This is a genomic window from Roseofilum sp. (assembly GCF_982964205.1).
Genome location: NZ_CEZBFX010000055.1, coordinates 1 through 21,161 on the forward strand (window position 1 = coordinate 1; position 21,161 = coordinate 21,161).

Sequence of the window (21,161 nt, forward strand, 5' to 3'; positions counted from 1 at the left end):
GAAATATCGATCGATTTATTCGTAAGATAGATACCTTAAACACAACCAAAGCGCCCTTAGCGCCCTTAGCTCCTATCCCTGTTACCGATCGTCCAGAACAGGATAAAGAAAAACTGCGAAAGCGATATCCAATCGGCTCATTTATTCGATATCGAGTGGCGGATCAGGTTCCCAGGTGGGGTCAAAATCATGATATTGATTGTTTAGCTAAAGTGGTTGAATATAGCAATAGTGACCAAGGAACTCAGTACCAAATAGCTGTAAAAGGAATGCGTTTTGTAGACTCTAAGACTTTCAACTTGATAAGTAATGATAGTAGTGATTATAGCTCCTTGGCAGTTGAGGCAGAAAAATTCAATGTTGAAGAACAAGGTAGAACTCATTTCAGAATGCATTTTATTCAACAAGGGGCAGTTCTAAGCAGTTAGGAATTCATGATGGCCAGCGATGGGTCGCATTATTGCTCAGGAAAGAATCAGAGTTTGACCCCCTTTTTCAGAGACTGAACAGAAGAAGGAAAATTGCCTTAACAGTCATCCTTAAGCCTCCCTTAATAGATCGGATACCAAAATTTAGCTAAAGGAAATACAGCACCATCCTCCCAAACCCGTACAATGACTGTTGGCCATTGGCTGTTGCGTCTTGCCTCTATAGTAGGCTGGCTGGGCAACAGGTCACTGGCAACTGAAATATATAGACCTCTTGCAGAAATAAGGCACTCTAGCAATAGGCAATCGTCATAAGAATATATGATGACGGCATTACTATTCATTTTCTGCCCACTTCTGTAAAAAGTCTAATCTCTCTTCGCACTCTAAAACTCAAGAACTATGCCCCGTCGCAACGATATTAAAAAAATTCTTCTCCTCGGTTCTGGTCCGATTGTCATTGGCCAAGCCTGTGAATTTGACTATAGTGGCGTACAAGCGTGTAAAGCTCTACGCTCCGAGGGATATGAAGTGGTGCTGATTAACTCCAACCCAGCAACCATCATGACCGATCCAGAAACGGCAGAGCGGACCTATATTGAACCGCTAGTGCCTGAAATTGCTGAGAAAGTGATCGCCCAGGAACGCCCAGATGCTCTATTGCCGACGATGGGCGGGCAAACGGCGCTCAACTTGGCGGTTAACCTGGCGAAAAATGGCACACTGGAGCGTTATGGGGTGGAACTGATTGGAGCCAAACTTGAGGCAATTGAAAAGGCAGAAGACCGACTGTTGTTCAAGGAAGCGATGCAGCGCATTGGGGTGAAGGTGTGCCCGTCGGGAATTGCCAACACCCTGGATGAGTCCAAACAAATTGCAGCCGAGATTGGGGTGTATCCCCTGATTATCCGCCCAGCGTTTACCCTGGGGGGAACTGGGGGCGGTATTGCCTATAACCAAGAGGAATTTGAGACGATGGCCCAGTATGGGCTAGATTGCTCGCCCATGTCCCAGATTCTGATCGAACAGTCGTTGATTGGCTGGAAGGAGTACGAGCTGGAGGTGATGCGCGATTTGGCGGATAATGTGGTGATTATCTGTTCGATTGAAAATATTGACCCGATGGGGGTACATACGGGGGATTCGATTACGGTGGCTCCAGCACAGACGCTGACGGATAAGGAGTATCAGCGCCTCCGAGATGCGTCGATCGCCATTATTCGTGAGATTGGGGTGGAAACCGGTGGCTCGAATATCCAATTTGCAGTCAATCCGGTGGATGGAGATGTGATTGTGATTGAGATGAATCCCAGGGTATCGCGCTCCTCGGCTCTGGCTTCTAAGGCAACAGGGTTCCCGATCGCCAAATTCGCCGCTAAACTGGCAGTCGGCTATACTCTTGATGAGATTCCCAACGATATTACCCAGAAAACACCGGCTTCCTTTGAACCGACCATTGATTATGTGGTCACCAAGATTCCCCGGTTCACATTCGAGAAGTTCGCGGGAACGGAGCCGATTTTAACGACGCAAATGAAGTCGGTGGGCGAAGCGATGGCTATTGGGCGCACGTTCTGCGAGTCGTTCCAGAAGGCCCTGCGAAGTCTAGAAACCGGAAGAGCCGGTTGGGGTTGCGATAAGTCCGAGGTGCTGCCCAGTTTGGAGTCGATTCGCCAGGGTTTGCGGACACCGAATCCCGATCGCATATTCACCTTGCGTCATGCCCTAATGGCTAAAATGTCGCTGGATGAGGTGTACGAGCTGACAGGAATTGACCCCTGGTTTTTGGACAAGTTTAAACAACTCTTGGACGCGGAGAAGTTCCTGAAGCGTACGCCCCTGTTAAGTATCAAGACCGACGAGATGCGGGAGGTTAAACAATTGGGATTTAGCGATCGCCAAATTGCCTTCGCCACGTCTACTAATGAGACAACGGTGCGATCGCGCAGACAAGAGTTAGGGATTACACCCGTATACAAAACAGTGGATACCTGCGCGGCGGAGTTTGAAGCCTTTACGCCCTATCACTATTCCACCTATGAACTAGGGGAAACCGAGACTCAACCCTCTGAACGGCGGAAAGTGATGATCCTTGGTGGTGGTCCCAACCGCATTGGCCAGGGGATTGAGTTTGACTATTGCTGCTGTCATGCCAGTTTCTCGTTGCGCGATGCTTCTTTTGAGACGATTATGGTCAACTCGAACCCGGAAACGGTTTCAACGGACTACGATACGAGCGATCGCCTCTATTTTGAACCTCTCACCCTGGAGGATGTCCTCAACATTATTGATTCGGAACAGCCAGAGGGCATCATTATTCAGTTTGGAGGACAAACGCCCCTGAAGTTGGCAGTTCCCCTGCAAAGAGCCTTGGAAGATCGTCCCAAAACTAAGATTTGGGGCACATCCCCCGATTCCATTGATACGGCCGAAGACCGGGAGCGGTTTGAGGCAATTTGCCAGCAGTTAAATATCTTGCAGCCACCCAATGGGATTGCGCGATCGACTCAAGAGGCGATTCGCGTGGCAGGTCGCATTGGCTATCCGGTGGTGGTGCGTCCCTCCTATGTTCTAGGGGGAAGAGCGATGGAGATTGTCTATTCCGATGGCGAATTAGAGCGGTATATGACGACTGCCGTGCAGGTGGAGCCAGACCACCCGATTCTGATTGATAAGTTCTTGGAAGGGGCGATCGAGGTGGATGTGGATGCCCTCTGTGATGCCACAGGTGAGGTGGTCATTGGCGGCATCATGGAGCATATCGAACAGGCAGGAATCCATTCGGGGGACTCCGCCTGCGCGCTTCCGCCGTTTACGCTCGCCTCATCGGTGTTAACGACAATTCGCACTTCGACAGTGGCTTTAGCGAAGGCCCTGAATGTAATTGGCTTGATGAATATTCAGTTTGCGGTGCAGCGCACTTCGGCTCCGCTCAGTGACCGGGTTTATATCCTGGAGGCGAATCCGAGAGCCTCGCGAACTGTACCCTTTGTGTCTAAGGCCATTGGGTTACCTTTGGCTAAGTTGGCTTCTCTGGTGATGTCAGGGAAAACCCTAGCAGAGGTGGGACTGACGGAAGAGATTATTCCACAGCATGTGTCGGTGAAAGAGGCTGTGCTGCCCTTTGAGAAGTTCCCCGGCGCGGATACCCTGTTGGGGCCAGAGATGCGCTCGACTGGGGAAGTGATGGGGATTGACTCGTCGTTTGCCACGGCGTTCGCCAAAGCAGAAGTAGCCGCTGGCGTGCGGCTGCCGTTATCGGGTTGCGTGTTCGTCAGTTTGAGCGATCGCGAGAAGGAGGCGATCGTTCCAGCGATCGAGGAGTTGATGGAGTTGGGCTTTAGCGTTATGGCGACTGCGGGAACTCGACAGGTGCTGAGATCGAAGGGGCTGGAGAATGTGCAACCGATCTATAAGCTCCATGAGGGACGGCCCAATGTCCTTGATGAGATTAAGAACCACAATATCCAATTGATTATTAATACACCTTCTGGTGAAGAGGCCCAGGCTGATGGACGGTTGCTGAGGCGATCGGCTCTGACCTATAAGTTGCCCATTATTACTACGATTGCTGGCGCTAAGGCCACGGCTGAGGCGATTCGGTCTCTGAAGTCTTCTCCCTTGGAAGTGAAGGCTTTGCAAGACCATATTCAGGCTTAGGTTTTGCTCGGTGGCGTGAGGGGTTTAACTATTCTTATTTCTTATAGATAGAATTCATTCCTTACGCTCCTCTGGCTTCGCGATCGCCCCGTAGACCCTAGTCTATGGGGTTAATCTTTGGAATAAAACGGGGTTTCCCTGTTGCCTTTTGCCTCTTGCTTTCCCTCTCCCCTAATAAATTTACAAAAATGTTGTAAACAATGCATTTCTTCACAAAGTTCCTGGGTAACCTATGGAGAATCACAAGTAGACAAGACCAGGGAGGTATTCATCTATTCATTCTTAACCAGTAGACGCTAGCTTAAAACAATGTTACAATACTTAACATAATACAATTCTGGTAGATAACGACAATGACAAGCGAACTCATTTTAGTCACAGCCACATCCGTTATCGGTCTGATCGTTGCCCAACGGCTTATTGAAAACCCATCGGAATCTGCCCCAGAAGCAGAAGTCGTTCCTATCCCTGTCAGAACAGATGAGACAGATAGCGCTATGCGCTAAGGAATAGGCAATATCAAAGGGTAACAGTTCAAGATAGTGTGTATTTCGTCAAGTCCCAAATATAGAGCCAAGCTCATTGAATAGCACGACTTGTGGACACTTCAAAGAAACAGAAAAACCGGGTATTGCCCTTTGCTAGAGTGCCTTTTGCCTCCCTTTACTCCTAGTCCTTGGACTAGCTTTCCTATTGTTGTCAACCCAAGACGCAGACCTATGAAAACCGCCCAAAACCCTACCGATCCCGTTCGTGCTTATCTTCGCGAAATTGGCCGTGTTCCTCTGCTCACTCATGAAGAGGAAATCACCTTGGGTAAGCAAGTGAAGTATTTAACCGATCTTCAAGAAACAAAAGATACTTTAGTCAAGGAAACTGGCCAGGAACCGAGTTTAGAGAAATGGGCATCAGTGGCTGGCGTTTCTGTAGGGGAGTTGCGTCAGTCCATTGCCCAAGGAGAACGAGCCAAGCGCAAGATGGTGGAAGCGAATCTGCGTCTGGTGGTCTCAGTGGCGAAGAAGTATATTAAACGCAATGTAGACTTGTTGGATTTGATCCAAGAAGGAACCATTGGGATGCAACGGGGGGTAGAAAAGTTTGACCCCACGAAGGGCTACCGGTTCTCTACGTATGCGTATTGGTGGATTCGTCAAGCCATTACTCGAGCGATCGCCGAAAAAGGACGCACCATCCGCCTACCGATTCATATTACAGAAAAACTCAATAAGATTAAGAAAGCTCAACGGCAATTGTCCCAAACCTTGGGGCGATCGGCAACCATTAATGAGTTGGCCGAAGAGTTGGATCTGACTCCCAAACAAGTGCGGGAATACTTAGAACGCTCTCGTCTTCCTTTATCGCTGGATTTGCGCGTGGGAGACAACCAAGATACAGAATTGGGTGAGCTTTTGGAAGATACCGGCCCATCTCCAGAAGATTTCACCATGAATACGTCTCTGCGAGCTGAATTAGAGCAAATGATGACAGATTTAACCCCCCAACAACAGCAGGTGTTATCGTTGCGGTTTGGATTGGAAACCGGTCAATCCATGACCTTAGCCAAAATCGGCGATCGGCTCAACATTAGTCGCGAGCGTGTCCGTCAAATTGAACGGGAAGCTTTAGGTAAGTTACGCAAGCGGAAAGCGGATATGCGCGAGTACATCGCCAGTTAGCGTCTCGATCTCAAGAACGATACGATGTTGCGTCCCTTAATTCTCAACAAAAAGCAAGCTGGTTCTACTGAACTGGCTTGTTTTCTGTTGGAGCGAAATCAAAAGATAATCGGCGATCGCCGTGTCTTCAATGTCTCTCCATCACCCTATCCCCTCGGGTTTTCTTAGAAGTTTTCTTCAGGCGCAAACTTACCCAAATCATGCGCTGGAGAGGCTCAGGGACTTCTGGGTGGAGACCTTCCGATATTTCTTCAAAAGTTTTGATTGCTCCTGGATAGATAAACACTGAGTCTCCTGCTTCAACCAGACAAGCTAAAATGGCTGATTCTTCCAGAAAGTAAGTGGTAACTAGAGCTATTTCTTGACTTTTCTGTTGATTTTCTTGATCGATATGAATGGCTTTCCCTCGATGGAGATAGGCGTAAACAAACCGATTGACGAGATCTTGAAAAGATTGCTCATTTTGATAAAGTTCTTGCAGTTGCTGATAATAAGCTAAAAACTGCGATGTTTTCTCAATTTCTGAAGTTCGTTTGAATTGAAAATTACACTTTTGTGCGTATTGATAAAAATAGCTCTGATTCTGTTTTATAAACTCTTGGCCCATCTGGAGAGCTGCTTGCAAGGCAGTTTCTGCCGTTGATTGATGTCTGACTTCAAGAGTTAGTCGATAAAGGCTATCTCCAATAATAACGATGCAGCTCCGGAAATTTTCACTAATCCACTCGATGGTAGCTTTAAGCCGCCTGGTGTCCATAAAGTTTTTACTACCTAAGCTAATTAAGAAAACAGAGCTTTGATAATCAGCGAGTGAGTTATGAAGATGGCGAGGAAAGACTTTCGCTAGTCCAGCTTGGTAATGATGCATTGGACTAGTCTTATTCTCGTTTAAACCTAAGGACTTTTGTTTGCAACTAATGGCTTGACTGACTTGGGATTGAATTTTTTTGAGTTGTTCGAGCGAGAATTGATTCCAATCCAGATGGTTTACGATCGTTTCTTGATCTTGGTATTGACTCATTTTAGAGTTAAAGTTATGTGTTATACTTAGAAAGAGAAAAGCTTGAAAAATCCCCCAAAAAAACATCTACAAGGTCTTTCTTGGGGGATTGGATCGGATTGACAGGAGCCTCTGCAAATTGATAATCCAGTATTAACGAGACTTAAACATCAGTTTCAAATAAGGCAAGGCGTAGCCGTTGGCTGGCTTCTTCTAGCTCTGCCATAGATTCCAGACTAACCACAACACTACGTTCAATTCCTAAAATTTTTGCGGCTTTGGCAACGGCTGCTTTTTCTTTCTCATGATAAGTTCCATCAGCACGGCTCATTTTGATAGCTTGGTACAACATCGATCGCCGAAAGTTGAGTGGAAATGTATAGCTAATTCCAGTGAGTAACTCTTCTACACTAACATTTTTCCAGTCGAACTTACGAAGTTCTGCAATATATTCTTCTGAGTTTTCCATGAGCAGTTCTTGCTCATCAATGTACCATTGAAATTCGGCTTCTGCTAATTCACCATCGGCTCCAGCGATCGCCATTAGTGCCCCACCGTACTTGATGGCAACATCAAAATCAACCGGTTGAGTGAGATTGTACCGGTTCTGGGCATATTTAGTCGGTTTAAGAGACTCAGGCATTTTAATCTATCCTTAATTGAATTTTGTCCAAATTTTTGCTCTAAGGGAAACACTCTCAATGCAAAACTGAATGAGATAGGTCACCCATCACCTAGACTATATCAGGAACGAAGGTAATGGGTGACTGATGGAATTTAGTTTTTAGAGTCGTCCTTAAAGCTGGATAACCATTCTTGGATTTGGGAGGAAGCAATATCACGACCTCCTAATCCGAAAGCAATGGCGATCGCCACAGCAACCGCTCCAAATAACAATCCAAAGGCTAGATTCACGATATCTGGGGCAATTCCCATCTGTCTCAACGCCATCGCAGCCACCAAAATAATAATGGCAATGCGGGCAGCTTGAGCCAACATATGTCCTTGACGACTACCTGAACTGTCAATCACCTTAAACGCCAGATTCGCAAAGTATAAACCGATCGCAAATACCACCACACCGGCTAAAACTTGACTGGCAATTTTAATGATTGAGCCCACAATCAGCGTCAATGCTTCAAGTCCCAAAACATCAGTTGCAGTAACAGTGGCAAATAGCAGAATCGCAATTAAAACCACCATACCCACAATTTCTGAAGGGGTGCGGAAGTCAGACGGAGGGGGAGGAAGAGGTAGATCCGATTCTCCTGCTTCTGGTGGTGGAGCAGTAGCATAAGGTTCTTGTTGCAACCCCAACCAATAGAAGAGATTATCAAACCCAAATCCAGTTAAAACATTGGTGACTAAATCAGAGACAAATTTACCTCCAATGTAGGCAATAACCAAGATAATAGTCGCAGTAAACGCCAAGGGCACATAGCCCATAATCATTTCCAGCATACTGATGGCAGGTGCGGAAATTGCCTCGATTTTGAGGGCGTTGAGGGCAGCGATCGCAAAGGGAATCAGAATTAATACATAGGAGATCGTACCAGCAATCCAGGATAATCCATGGGTTGCGCCTCCACCCGATAATCCAAAGCGATCGCCCATGCGATCGGCTCCACTGACCATGAGTAAATTGGTTACAATGCGACGGACAATGGTTGCGACTAACCAACCGGCTGTACCAATCAAAATCGCACCCAAAATATTGGGTAAAATTAGCAGAATTTGATTCAGCAGAGCTTGTACCGGTTGCAGGGTTCCCTCTAACTGTAAGGTACTCAGAATCGAGGGTAAAAATAGCAGAAATACAAACCAGTACATGGCATTTGCCAAGGTACTGCTGACGGAAACAGGTGCAGTTGTTCCCTCCTCAACCACTTGAGATTCTAAGCGTTGATCGAGATTGAGAAGGTTTAATCCTCGCAGAACTGCCAGTTTCACAATAGTTGCCAGTACCCAAGCAAGGCCTAAGAGAATCCCTGCACTAACAATCTGAGGCACAAAGCCAAAAACTTGGTTGAGCAGGGTATTCAGGGGTTGGGAAACGATTTCTAGATCCAGAGAATCTAGAACCCCTACAAACACCACTAACATAATCAGCCAGAAAATGGCTGAACCGACCCATTTTTCAATCGGTGGGGCGGCACCCGAATCACTTGTCCCAGAAACCCAAGCAGCTAATTTATTGTCGATTTTCGTGCGTTTTAGCAGTCCTTCCGCAACTCCGGAAATTGCCCAAGCGACCAGAAATCCGCCAACTAAAATAGCAGCAGCAATAGCAATAGTCGAGACTAAACTCCACCATTGGGGAATTGAACCAGAGATGCTACTCAAACCAGGAACCGGTATTGCCGGCTCAGAGGCTGGGGCTTGCAAGAAGGGATCTAATAGATCCTGTGCTTGCGTCCAACTGGCATCCTCTGGTATTGACAGATCAATGTTGATGCTTTGCCCAGTAAAATTCATAGGTTTTGCTCCTTAAGTTTTGTGATCAATGCGTTTCTATCCCCGATCTAGGAGAAACAAGAGATAAACGCGATCGGGACAATCCCGAACATTGGCAAAATAACTAGAAGCGATTTACAGGCCTTATCGTACCAGAGTGATTGGCAGGGAGAGATAGGGGAAATGGGGGATGGGGGAGCGCAAGAACACGCAGCCAGGGAGACGCGAGGATACAAGGACTCAGAAATAGCCGCTTTCCTGTTCCCCATTTCCCAAATGTTTAATTTTTAATTAATCTCATAGTGTCCAGCGAGTAAAGACAGGGCGACGATGGGGGCGGTTACTGCTCTCAGGATACGTTGACCGAGGGAAATGGGTTGAAATCCAGCTATAGTGGCTTCTTCAACTTCTTGGGGAGTCCAGCCGCCTTCTGGCCCGGTGGCGATTAAAATAGTTTCGCTAGGAGAGGGTAGGGGGAGAGTGAGCAGATGAGGGGCGCTAATGCGGGTAACGGCAAGATAGGGATGGATATGGGACGTTTGTATAGCTTGGGTAAAGGATAGAGGATCGGCAATGGTGGGAATATGTTGGCGTTCGCATTGTTCAGCAGATTCCGTGGCAATGCGTCGCCACCGTTCGAGTTTTTGGGGTCTGGGTTTGAGGAGCGTGCGATCGCTAATTACAGGAATAATTTCCATCACTCCTAATTCAGTACAACAGCGGATAATCTCTTCAAAACCATTTTTGGGTAAAGCCACCATTAAGGTAATAGCGATCGCCAATTCCGTTTGCATGGGAATCATTTCTAGCCGTTGAGCAGTTTCTAGATCGCACAGTTCACTTAACCACCATTCCGGTTGCATCAAGGCAATAAAGCGATCGCCCGGTTGCAAACGCAGCACTCGATACAAATAATGCTGTTGCTGGGGAGTCAGCCGGATTATATCGTTTTCCAGTTGTTCTGGGGCGATCGCCACCCGTTGCCATTGTGTCACAATAATTGCTATAGCGCTTCACGCTAAGGAATACGAACTAGGGAATAGATTAAACTTCTGACAGAAGTCAGGCAATAATCCTAAGAATATACAGGGTTTATTGAGCAAAGGACTAAACGAAGTTTTTCCCCATTCCCCATTCCCTATTCCCAACTCCCCATTCCCCCAGGTTATGGGGTAAAATGCAGACCGCAACAGATCGAGTAAAAGCCCATGACTACCCGTGTTATCCTCGTCCGCCACGGTCAAAGCACTTATAATGCCCAGCAACGTATTCAAGGTCGGCTTGATCACTCCGTACTAACGGAACAAGGTAAAGCCGATGCTAAGTTAGTAGCCGCTGCGCTTCAAGACTTACCCCTAGATGCTATTTATTCGAGTCCCTTGCAACGCGCTCGACAAACGGCTGAAGAAATTGTGGCTCATCTTGGTTCATCCCTCACTATCGAAAGTCCAGAGACCTTATTAGAGGTCGATCTACCCTTATGGCAAGGGATGCTTAGAAAAGAAGTACAAACCCAATTCGCCCAAGAATATCAGGTTTGGAAACAACAACCGGAAGCCTTCAAAATGGTGATTTCTACCCCAGAAGGGCCAAAAGAGCATTATCCAGTACTAGCTATGCATGAGCAAGCTAAACGGTTTTGGCAAGATCTATTAGCCAAGCATCAGGGACAAACGGTATTAGTCGTGGCTCATAATGGGATTAATCGCTGTTTGTTGAGTACAGCGCTGAATATTTCTCCAGCTTATTATCAATCTATACTACAGTCGAATTGTGGTATTAGTGTCCTGAATTTTGCTGGCGGTTGGGGAGAAGAGGCACAATTAGAATCGATGAACCTAACCAATCATTTAGGAGTTGCCTTACCGAAATTTAATAAACCGGAAGGAATTCGCTTGTTGTTGGTGCGTCATGGCGAAACCCAATGGAACCGGGATAAACGCTTTCAAGGGGTGAAGGATATTCCCTTAAATGAAACGGGAAAAGAACAGGGACGCAAAGCGGGTGAGTTTTTGAAAGATGTGCATTTAGATTTTGCTGTTAGTAGTCCATTATTGCGCCCCAAAGAAACAGCAGAATTGATTTTGGCAGCTCATCCTGGAATTGAGTTACAGCTTAATCCTCTCTTAGCAGAAATTAGTCATGGCTTGTGGGAGGGGATGTTAGAGAGTGAGATTGAAGCCGATTATCCTGGGATGTTAGCCGAATGGCAAAATTCGCCGGAAACGGTGCAAATGCCGGAAGGAGAGAATTTACAGCAGGTTTGGGATCGGGCGATCGCCGCTTGGAGCCGTATTCTCGAATCCGCTAAACCCGGTACAACTGGGATCGTTGCAGCTCACGATGCGATTAATAAGGCGATCGTTTGTCATTTATTTGATTTAGATCCTCAATATTTCTGGAATTTTAAACAAGGAAATGGTGCAGTCACGGTGATTGATTATCCCTATGGCGCTCAGGGCAAACCCATACTCAAATGCCACAATATTACCTCTCACCTCAATTCTGGCATTCTTGACCGTACAGCAGCCGGTGCATTATAAGGCAATCAGCAATAGGGCAAAACCGATTTGCCCTTTACTTATTCCTTTAACGTATCCTTAAGTACCGTACGGGCAGCCAAATGATTACGAGTTGAGGTGAGAATTTCCATTTCTCGCTCCAGTCGTTCGGTCGTACTTTGCATTTCTAATAAAGCTTGTTGTTCAGCCGCCACACCATATAAATTACTGGCGACCCAGTAAGATAACTCAACTGGAAGGGTGGGAATATTATCGGGTAACTCAATTTCCTGACCCGTCAATTTAGAAGATAGGTGAACCACGTCTTTGAGTAATTGTTCTACCTGAGTGCCCAAAGATCGCAAGTCTCGATCCGTCGGTTCATCTTCTATCCATTCTACCAACCCTACGCGATAGGGTTTTTCTCGCACATATTCTAAAACCCGAAACCGTTGTTGTCCCAGGGTGAGGATCTTCATGCGGTCATCGGGTAAACGTTGATGATTAACAATTTCCGCACAGCAACCGACAGCAGCGGCTTCATTTTTGACTGGGTTCCACATTAATACCCCAAACCGACTATCTGTGTCGAGAACGGTATTCATCATCATCCGATACCGAAACTCAAAGATATGTAAGGGTAGGGGTCTCCCTGGAAAAAGTACGACTTCAGGTAAGGGAAACAGAGGCAATTCTCGAACGGCGATGGAGGAAGAAGATGTCATAGTAATTTTCCTGTTCTGGGGACTCTCTTAAAAACCTGAAAATAGTAGAAACATCTTTTAGTCTATCGCATTGTTCGAGGCTGTAAAAACCTCACCGTTCATATTCAGCATCAATGCTTAACCAGGGAACCATCACTCAAGGGGTTACAGTTTCACTTCGATATCTACACCAGCCGGTAGATCCAGTTTCATCAAAGCATCAATCGTTTTAGAGGAGGGTTGATAAATATCAATGATTCGACGGTGGGTACGAGTTTCAAAATGCTCCCGTGAGTCCTTATCCACGTGAGGCGATCGCAGGATACAGTAGATTCGGCGCTTAGTCGGTAAGGGAATGGGGCCAACTGCTGTAGCGTTGGTGCGGTTAGCGGTATCGACAATTTTTTCGCAAGAGGTATCCAGGAGACGGCGATCAAATGCTTTCAGGCGAATGCGGATTTTTTGTTGTTGTAGGGTTGCCATGATTATTTACAGTTGTCAAGGTTCTGTTGAATTTTGAGAGATAAACCCTTCCCACTTGGGTTCACTTCTAACTTAGGGAAGGGCTTAATGGAGATGAACGGAGGACTCAGTCCGGGCTATTTAAGGATCTTAGCGACCACACCAGCACCAATGGTACGGCCTCCTTCACGGATCGCAAAACGCATTCCTTGTTCAATCGCGATCGCATTGATCAATTCCACGTTCATTTTAATCCGGTCGCCAGGCATCACCATTTCTGCATCACTACCATCATCTGCGGTGAATGACTTAATTGTGCCGGTTACGTCCGTTGTCCGTACATAGAACTGGGGACGATAATTAGGGAAAAAGGGAGTATGGCGGCCACCTTCTTCTTTTTTCAACACATAAACTTCAGCTTCAAACTGAGTATGAGGAGTAATTGAACCGGGTTTAGCCAAAACCATACCCCGTTCAATATCCTCTTTTTTCATCCCCCGAAGCAGAAGACCAGCATTATCACCAGCCATCCCTTCATCCAGAGATTTCTTAAACATTTCCACACCGGTTACCGTTGTTTTGCGAGTATCTCTAATACCAACGATTTCCACTTCCTCGTTGATTTTGATTTTACCCCGCTCAATCCGTCCAGTTGCTACGGTTCCCCGACCGGTAATCGTGAATACATCTTCTACCGCCATCAAGAAAGGTTTATCCACATCCCGCTCTGGAGTCGGAATAAAGCTATCCACTTGATCCATCAAGTCCCAAATGGCATCAATCCATTCATTTTCACCCCGTTGAGCATCGGCTTTTTTGGACATGGTTTCTACTGCTTCTAGGGCAGAACCAGCAACAATGGGAATATTATCTCCATCAAAGTCATAGCTACTGAGCAGTTCCCGTACTTCCAGCTCAACCAGCTCTAACAATTCCTCATCATCCACTTGGTCTTTCTTATTCAAGAACACCACCAAGTTAGGAACGCCTACCTGACGAGCTAAGAGAATATGTTCGCGAGTTTGAGGCATGGGGCCATCAGCCGCAGAAACCACCAGGATTGCACCATCCATTTGCGCTGCCCCAGTGATCATGTTTTTCACATAGTCAGCATGTCCGGGACAGTCCACGTGAGCATAGTGACGGTTCCCCGTTTCATATTCCACGTGAGCAGTATTAATCGTAATCCCCCGTGCTTTCTCCTCTGGAGCAGCATCAATGTCTTCGTATTTCTTGGCTGTGGCTTGGCCAGCAGCGCCCAAGGTCATGGTAATAGCAGCCGTCAGGGTTGTTTTACCATGGTCAACATGACCAATCGTACCAATGTTAACGTGAGGTTTATTCCGTTCAAATTTTTCGCGTGCCATAACTAATTAATTGTGCCTAATGTTGACTAGATAAAAGAGGAAGTAAACGTTTTCTGACCCTAAGTCAGGACAAGTTCAGAGAGTCGAACCAGAGCATTAGAGTTAATAGAATTGATTCCTCAAACTGCTATCAACTCTAATTGCCCTAGTGGATTTTATGCTTCTCCCTTGCTCTTGGCAATGATCGCTTCTGCCACATTCCGAGGAACTTCATCATAATGACTAAATTCCATCGAAAAAATTCCACGTCCTTGAGTTTTGGAGCGAATATCTGTGGCATAACCAAACATTTCTGCCAGAGGAACTTTAGCCGAGACTTTACTAATCCCGTCTTCAGAACCCATCCCTTCAATCTGGCCGCGACGGGAATTGAGATCTCCCATCACATCTCCGAGGAAGTCTTCAGGAACTTCCACTTCTACCTTCATGGTGGGTTCGAGCAGCACGGGTGATGCCTTGGTTACTGCTTCTTTGATTGCCATAGAGCCAGCAATCTTAAAGGCCATTTCCGACGAGTCTACTTCGTGGAAGGAACCATCAACCAAGGTAGCTTTGAGGTCGATCACTGGATATCCGGCTAAAATTCCCGATTCGCAGGCTTCTTTCATCCCTTGCTCGGCAGGGCCGATGTACTCTTTTGGTACCGATCCACCCACAATTTTCGAGACAAATTCAAAGCCGCTACCTGGATCGCCAGGCTCGAGTTGGATTACCACATGGCCGTATTGACCTTTACCCCCACTTTGGCGGATAAATTTACCTTCAGCTTTGATCGCTTTACGGATAGTTTCTCGATAAGCAACCTGGGGCGCACCCACATTCGCTTCCACTTTGAATTCCCGCAACATACGGTCTACAAGAATTTCTAAGTGCAGCTCTCCCATCCCGGCAATGACGGTTTGGTTGGTTTCCGGGTCAACGCTGACTCGGAAGGTGGGGTCTTCTTCAGACAAGGCTTGGAGCGCTTTGGAGAGCTTCTCCATGTCTTGCTTGGTTTTCGGTTCTACAGCAACGGAGATCACCGGTTCTGGGATATAGAGAGATTCCAGAATTACCGGAGAACTGTCATCACAGAGCGTATCTCCAGTGGTGGTGTCCTTAAGACCCAAAATGGCTCCTAAGTCACCCGATCGCAGCTCATCGACTTCAATCCGTTCATCGGCCTTGAGAATAATCAAGCGAGAAGCTCGCTCTTTCTTACCCTTGGTCGAGTTCATGACATAGCTGCCTTTCTTCAGTACGCCTGAATACACTCGGGTAAAGGTCAAGCGACCATAGGGATCGGACATGATCTTGAAGGCTAGGGCAGAGAAGGGCTGCTCATCATCTGCTTTGCGTTCCGTAGGAGTCGTCTTATCTAGGAGCGTTCCTTGGATCGCTTGCACATCAATGGGAGCCGGCATATAGTCAATTACGGCATCCAGAAGCAGTTGTACCCCTTTGTTCTTAAAAGCAGAACCACACAGCAGGGGAACAATCGTTCCGTCAATGGTTCCTTTACGCAGAGCCTCATGGATTTCTGCTTCCGTTAACTCTTCTCCTTCCAAATATTTCTCGGTTAGAGCATCATCTGTTTCTGCTACCGATTCAATGAGTTTGGCACGGTATTCTTGGGCTTGTTCCAGAACATCCTCGGGAATTTCCGCATCTTCAATATCAGTACCTAGATCATTAGTATAAATCTTGGCACGCATTCGCACCAAATCGACAATACCTCTAAGATCGCTTTCTGAGCCAATAGGAATTTGAATGGGGACAGCATTCGCCCGAAGACGATCTTTAATTTGTTCGTATACTTTAAAAAAGTTCGCTCCGGTGCGGTCCATTTTGTTAACAAAAACAATCCGGGGCACTTTATAGCGATCTGCTTGCCGCCATACTGTTTCTGATTGGGGTTGAACGCCACCAACCGAACAAAATACAGCAATTACGCCATCCAATACACGCATGGAACGTTCTACTTCAATTGTGAAGTCTACGTGACCCGGAGTATCGATAATGTTTATTTGATGGTCTTTCCAACTGGTACTAATAGCTGCTGCTGTGATGGTAATCCCTCGTTCCCGTTCTTGGGCCATCCAGTCAGTCACTGCTGTTCCGTCGTGCACTTCACCAATCTTGTGAACAATGCCTGAGTAAAACAGGATTCTTTCAGTTGTTGTTGTTTTGCCCGCATCAATATGGGCAGCGATGCCAATATTGCGAATTCTCTCCAGCGGGATATTTCGTGCCACAGATACCTCCTTGGTCTTGAAAAGCAGTCTTGATTGTTTATTTTTTCGGCTCTTTTAGAATTGTATACTTTTTTTAAGCCAAACGATTAAGACTTCCTGAAGAAATCTAGCCTAAAACAGGGTTTAGACTAGATTCCGCTCAGTTCTTTTGAATTGGGCTAAAGATGAGGCGCTGAATTTGCCTAATACCTTAGTAACGATAGTGAGCAAATGCCTTGTTTGCTTCTGCCATGCGATGGGTTTCTTCCCGCTTACGAATGGTGCTTCCGGTTTCGTTGGCAGCATCCATAAGTTCATTGGCTAATTTCATAGCCATGGATTTACCCGAACGCTGTCTAGAGAATCGAATTAACCAACGTAGAGCCAAGCTCACGCCCCGATCTGAGCGGACTTCCATGGGAACTTGGTAAGTCGCCCCACCTACCCGTCTGGCTTTTACCTCAACCAAAGGGGTTGCATTTTTCACGGCTTTTTCAAAGAGAGGTAGAGCATCAGAGCCGGTGCGCTCTTCAATAATTTTGAAAGCATCATATAGGATGTGAGAGGCTAAGGATTTTTTTCCACTCTTCATGATCCGCCTGATGGTCATGCTAACCAGGCGACTATTGTGTACCGAGTCTGGAGGGACAGAACGGTGATGAGATACTCCTCGACGAGACATAAGTTTAGATCTCAGACTTCAATAATGGATTGGGTTTACAGTATATATTTACAACGACCAGCGCTAAAAATAACGAAGAAGCTATAACGGTTTATTTCGATTCCTTAAACCGTTCTAAACGCTTTATTTGGGGCGTTTAGCTCCATACTTAGAACGACCTTGCCGCCGATCTTTTACGCCTGCGGTATCTAGGGTTCCACGAATGATGTGATACCTTACACCTGGCAAGTCTTTCACCCGTCCACCGCGAATCATGACTACGGAGTGTTCTTGAAGGTTATGCCCAATCCCTGGAATATAAGCAGTGACTTCAAACCCGGAGGTCAAACGCACACGGGCAACTTTACGCAGGGCTGAATTCGGTTTTTTAGGCGTTGTAGTGTAGACACGGGTGCAGACTCCACGGCGCTGGGGGCAGCTTTTTAGAGCTGGAGACTTGGTTTTCCGTTCTATTTTCTGACGTTCACTACGAATGAGTTGTTGGATCGTTGGCATAAGGTACGGAGGTTTGCTATAAACCGTCTCTGGTTCAACTTTGACGACAATTTTTAACTTTACCAACTAAACTCACCTTTTGTCAATCTTTTGGTCCCTCAACCCTTCTACTTGTAAGGCTAGTTAATGGCAAAGGATTGACCACAGCCACAAGTTCGGGTGGCATTAGGATTGTGGAAGCGAAATCCTCCACCCATCAAATCATCAGAATAATCGACTCTCAAATGATCGAGATAAGTTAATTGGGCTGGATCGACGATGATGGCGATCGCCTCATAATCATAGACCCGATCCGTCTCCTGTTTTTCTGAGTCAAACCGGATCTCATAGCTCAAGTCTGCACATCCCCCTGTCTGCACCTCAAAACGCACCCAAGGAGTCGATTGGGGATATCGGCTTTGCAACCGTTTTAATTCTGTGGCCGCAGCAGGGGTTAAATGAATCATGGGGAAGCGAGTTCAAATATCTATCATTTAGACTGTACTATCTTTGCCGTTCGTGCGGGCATAATCATCTTGGAAGCGCACGATATCATCTTCACCGAGATATTCCCCATTTTGGACTTCGATCAGCACTAAGGGAATCACTCCTGGATTTTCCAAGCGATGGGAGTTTCCTTGGGGAACATAGGTGGATTGATATTGATAAACCATGATTTCTTTGTCGCCACAGACAACTTTTGCCGTACCTGAAACCACAATCCAATGTTCGCTGCGGTGGTGGTGCATTTGCAGGCTCAGGCGATGACCGGGTTTAACTTCAATGCGTTTAATTTTATAGCCTTGTCCCTCTTCCAAAACCGTATAGGTTCCCCAAGGACGTTCTCCCACTTCTGGCAAGCTATTGGAGGATGGAGAAGACTTAGGAAGGGAGTCTTTAGTTTTGTCTGAATTATCTGAATTAACAGTTGGGCGTTCTGAGGCTTGTACCATGATTGATTTTTCTCCGTAGAAGGTTAGAAATCTTGGGTTGCAGAATTAAAAGGAGAGAAGAGTTCCCCTTAGATAACCATAACAATCTTCTCTCTTTGCTGTCATCTGTTAGGTGGTGATTTGGCATGAGTGCTAACCCACTGGCGAAATTCCCGAATCAATGCGGTTTCCTTAGTGGTTTTTCTCAATTCCAGAAAACCCATAATTTCTGTGGCTTGTAGGAAAGGAAAAGCCAAGGAGTGTTCGCTCTGTTTATATTCTTTTCCTTCTAGCTGATCGAATTGTAGGCGATCGCCATCATAGCGCCAGACCTCCGGCACTCCAAAATCGGCATATAAATCGAATTTATTCATAGATTGGCTAGTCGCATCAATCTCGACGATCAAATCTGGAGGCGGATCTTGACTGAGGTCTATTTGCTTTTTGTTCCACACGAGAGACTCGTTCTGAATGTAGTAGCACTCATCTGGCTCAAAACCACGAGCTAAGTCCTCGCGCTTGCAAGTGAGCGAACCCAGGCTGCGAATTTCTATATTCAACTCCTCAGTCAGGGTTTCTACAAAACGTCCTATCAGCTTTTTATCACCTTCGTGGGGAGCTAAAGGAGTCATAATTTCCAGTAATCCTTGGTCGTAGGTCAGGCGCATTCCTGCTTGTTCGCTTAAATCTTCAAGCAGAGATTCGTAAGTCAGCCAGCTAATATTGCTTAGTAGGAGCGATTCTCCTACGGAGACGCTTCGCGATCGCTTGCCCAGGCTTGGCGCTACAACTGGCTCCTGTTTTAGTGTGGCTCTCATGGGGGTTACTAAGGTTGAAGAAAGATGCCTAAGCCATTATGAATGCGGGCGGCACTTCGGGGGGAGCGGTCTAATAATTCTCCTCCTAAATAAAGTCCGGTGGAACTGCCACCATCTAAATTCAGGGCATCCACTGTACCAAGGTGTTGCATAATTTGAGCCATTTCGGTGAGGGTTGGCCCTTTTCCGTAGGAGCGGTTATGGACAGCGGCGATAATCAGTTGTCCATTGGAGGTTAAACCGATCGCACTCCGGGAGGCTTGTTGGCGAATAAATGCTTGGCTAAAGCTCTCTCCTTGGGCATCTAGCACGATACGACCATTTTTCATCAAGAGAGGGCCAGCGCCTAGGGTAAAGGGATAGTTGGAGGTGAGATCGGGGGATGAGGTGGTTTGCAGTTGGAGACGACTTCTTGGAGGAATAGAGGGCCGAAGATCCTGCCCACGATGGACTAAGAGATATCCTTGGGGAGGGATGGAAAATTGGCCGGTTCCGGCTTGGGTGGTTTGGGTTTGAGAAATGACGCGATCGCCGTTTACCGAAATAAGGGTTTCATTGTCGGTCAGTGGCGTATAAGTTGACCCCCACGCACGGGTATAGCGAGATAATCCCGGTTTGACATAGCCACTGTTGAGGTAAAGAATGGGATATTGTTGGCTGCTTTGAGTGGTAAGGGTTTCAGTGAGGGTTAGGCGATCGATGAGGAATTGTCCTCGGTCGTTCCAGGCGATCGCTCCCCGGTTGAGAATAGGGCCGGATATCCATTCTCCATTGTCGCGAATGACTCCCAAGGGTAAGCGATTATTACGATTAAAAAATCCCGCATTAATGGCGGCTGCCACTTGAGATTGACGCGCTAAAGTCACTAAGGGAGAAGTCCCCGATGCAGCTTGGGTATTGGTGCGAATGGGACGGAGTTGGATTTGGGGATTTTGCGGGTCAATTTGCAGCCAAAATACAGGAAACTGCGACGATCCAATGGTCACCGTTTGCTGTCGCCATTGAATTCCTGGGGCCCATTGGATTCGTTTTGTGGGAATATAGGTATCTAAATGAAAATCGATCGCCACCCGATAGGGCGCATTCGCGGTAAGAATTTGGGGACGCACTTGTTTGCTTTTCAGGTTAATTTCAATTTGCGTCCGTCCCGATTCCGGGGTAAACTTGATGCTATCAATAGCATTCCCAGCCTGGGATTCAAAGGCATCGAAGAGAGCAGAAGAAGCAACTGCCCCAAGAGTAATCACCGTCTTTCCGGGAGCATGGTTGATTTGTATCGGTGTTTCTTGATTCAAAGCGATTAGGAAGCGATCGCCCCAAGCTTCTTGTACCTGACGCATCCCCAAAACCTGACTCGCAGGCGCTTGTAGCCTCAGCATATTCCCCTGGGGAACCATCCGCCATCCCAACTCTTGCACCCACTCCGTCACATCCACATATCGTGCAGTCGAAGTCACCTGAACCGGAAGCGTCCACTGAGTTTGACGAGGAATTCCGTACCACTGAATCGGTTGGAGAGTAGGATTAGCAGTACTCAGCAATTCTACACCAAAACCCGACACCAAACCCACATCACTAATGCCAATCCGCAATTGATTATTCTCTCGCCATTGTTTCCAGGCAATGGGTAATGTTTGACCATTAATGATGATTTGATTGCCTTGAGCAGGAAGATTTTGCGCGAGGAATTCTTCCTCACTCATAGTTGATACAGGACACACTTCGGTTAAGCTATCCTCACAAGCGTTAACCGGAAGTGCATTTATACCAGAAAACATCCCAGCGCCCAA

19 protein-coding genes are annotated in these 21,161 nt (G+C 46.7%); 5 read left to right on the plus strand and 14 right to left on the minus strand.

The annotated features are described in order from the left end of the window. The 4 genes from AC3A14_RS14385 to AC3A14_RS14400 form a co-directional block, all read left to right on the plus strand. Positions 1-428 (plus strand): hypothetical protein (locus tag AC3A14_RS14385; RefSeq protein WP_487779040.1); only part of this gene is annotated, 428 nt, incomplete at its 5' end. Positions 429-830: 402 nt separating this feature from the next. Further along, positions 831-4,088: a carbamoyl-phosphate synthase large subunit gene (gene carB, locus AC3A14_RS14390; protein ID WP_318734169.1), complete on the plus strand. Its 3,258-nt coding sequence runs from the start codon at positions 831-833 to the stop codon at positions 4,086-4,088. 353 nt (positions 4,089-4,441) lie between these two features. Then, positions 4,442-4,594, plus strand: coding sequence for a hypothetical protein (locus tag AC3A14_RS14395; RefSeq protein WP_271936213.1), 153 nt, complete (start codon positions 4,442-4,444; stop codon positions 4,592-4,594). A 213-nt stretch (positions 4,595-4,807) separates the two neighbouring features. Next, positions 4,808-5,764, plus strand: a complete 957-nt coding sequence (locus AC3A14_RS14400) for an RNA polymerase sigma factor, RpoD/SigA family (protein ID WP_318734171.1) — start codon at positions 4,808-4,810, stop codon at positions 5,762-5,764. A 127-nt stretch (positions 5,765-5,891) separates the two neighbouring features. On the opposite strand, the gene AC3A14_RS14405 is transcribed toward AC3A14_RS14400, so the two are convergent. The 4 genes from AC3A14_RS14405 to AC3A14_RS14420 form a co-directional block, all read right to left on the minus strand. Further along, positions 5,892-6,785 (minus strand): tRNA-dependent cyclodipeptide synthase, encoded by an 894-nt coding sequence (locus AC3A14_RS14405; RefSeq protein ID WP_318734173.1) that lies wholly within the window; start codon positions 6,783-6,785, stop codon positions 5,892-5,894. Positions 6,786-6,927: 142 nt separating this feature from the next. Further along, on the minus strand, positions 6,928-7,407 hold the full coding sequence (locus AC3A14_RS14410; RefSeq protein WP_318734176.1) for a TerB family tellurite resistance protein: 480 nt from the start codon (positions 7,405-7,407) through the stop codon (positions 6,928-6,930). Between the two features lie 134 nt (positions 7,408-7,541). Next, a complete protein-coding gene (locus AC3A14_RS14415; protein WP_318734178.1) occupies positions 7,542-9,239 on the minus strand; it encodes a mechanosensitive ion channel in 1,698 nt (565 codons plus the stop codon). 266 nt (positions 9,240-9,505) lie between these two features. Further along, a complete protein-coding gene (locus tag AC3A14_RS14420) occupies positions 9,506-10,213 on the minus strand; it encodes a 16S rRNA (uracil(1498)-N(3))-methyltransferase (protein ID WP_318734180.1) in 708 nt (235 codons plus the stop codon). A 213-nt stretch (positions 10,214-10,426) separates the two neighbouring features. Between AC3A14_RS14420 and AC3A14_RS14425 the strand changes: the two genes are divergently transcribed. After that, positions 10,427-11,761 carry a histidine phosphatase family protein gene (locus AC3A14_RS14425; protein WP_318734182.1) on the plus strand — a complete coding sequence of 445 codons (1,335 nt, stop codon included), beginning with the start codon at positions 10,427-10,429 and terminating at the stop codon, positions 11,759-11,761. A 38-nt stretch (positions 11,762-11,799) separates the two neighbouring features. Here the strand turns inward: AC3A14_RS14425 and AC3A14_RS14430 are convergent, their stop codons facing one another. The 10 genes from AC3A14_RS14430 to AC3A14_RS14475 all read right to left on the minus strand — a co-directional run bounded on the left by AC3A14_RS14430 (position 11,800) and on the right by AC3A14_RS14475 (position 21,074). Further along, positions 11,800-12,444: an LON peptidase substrate-binding domain-containing protein gene (locus AC3A14_RS14430; protein WP_271936220.1), complete on the minus strand. Its 645-nt coding sequence runs from the start codon at positions 12,442-12,444 to the stop codon at positions 11,800-11,802. Between the two features lie 144 nt (positions 12,445-12,588). After that, positions 12,589-12,906, minus strand: coding sequence for a 30S ribosomal protein S10 (gene rpsJ / locus AC3A14_RS14435; RefSeq protein ID WP_271936222.1), 318 nt, complete (start codon positions 12,904-12,906; stop codon positions 12,589-12,591). A 116-nt stretch (positions 12,907-13,022) separates the two neighbouring features. Beyond that, entirely contained in the window at positions 13,023-14,252 is a 1,230-nt protein-coding gene (gene tuf / locus AC3A14_RS14440; protein ID WP_318698619.1) for an elongation factor Tu, read from the minus strand. A gap of 155 nt (positions 14,253-14,407) precedes the next feature. Beyond that, on the minus strand, positions 14,408-16,486 hold the full coding sequence (gene fusA / locus AC3A14_RS14445) for an elongation factor G (protein WP_318698620.1): 2,079 nt from the start codon (positions 16,484-16,486) through the stop codon (positions 14,408-14,410). Between the two features lie 190 nt (positions 16,487-16,676). After that, complete coding sequence (gene rpsG / locus AC3A14_RS14450) at positions 16,677-17,147, minus strand: 30S ribosomal protein S7 (protein WP_318698621.1); 471 nt, start codon at positions 17,145-17,147, stop codon at positions 16,677-16,679. 123 nt (positions 17,148-17,270) lie between these two features. Further along, positions 17,271-17,642, minus strand: a complete 372-nt coding sequence (gene rpsL, locus AC3A14_RS14455; protein ID WP_271936249.1) for a 30S ribosomal protein S12 — start codon at positions 17,640-17,642, stop codon at positions 17,271-17,273. Positions 17,643-17,761: 119 nt separating this feature from the next. Continuing rightward, positions 17,762-18,088: a HesB/IscA family protein gene (locus AC3A14_RS14460; RefSeq protein WP_318698622.1), complete on the minus strand. Its 327-nt coding sequence runs from the start codon at positions 18,086-18,088 to the stop codon at positions 17,762-17,764. Between the two features lie 27 nt (positions 18,089-18,115). Further along, the gene (locus tag AC3A14_RS14465) at positions 18,116-18,574 is read right to left on the minus strand and encodes a phosphomannose isomerase type II C-terminal cupin domain (protein ID WP_318698623.1); all 459 of its coding nucleotides are present in this window, start codon (positions 18,572-18,574) and stop codon (positions 18,116-18,118) included. A gap of 101 nt (positions 18,575-18,675) precedes the next feature. After that, on the minus strand, positions 18,676-19,371 hold the full coding sequence (locus AC3A14_RS14470; RefSeq protein WP_318734184.1) for a Uma2 family endonuclease: 696 nt from the start codon (positions 19,369-19,371) through the stop codon (positions 18,676-18,678). Positions 19,372-19,379: 8 nt separating this feature from the next. Next, positions 19,380-21,074 carry a phosphodiester glycosidase family protein gene (locus tag AC3A14_RS14475; protein ID WP_318734186.1) on the minus strand — a complete coding sequence of 565 codons (1,695 nt, stop codon included), beginning with the start codon at positions 21,072-21,074 and terminating at the stop codon, positions 19,380-19,382. Between the last annotated feature and the right edge of the window lie 87 nt (positions 21,075-21,161).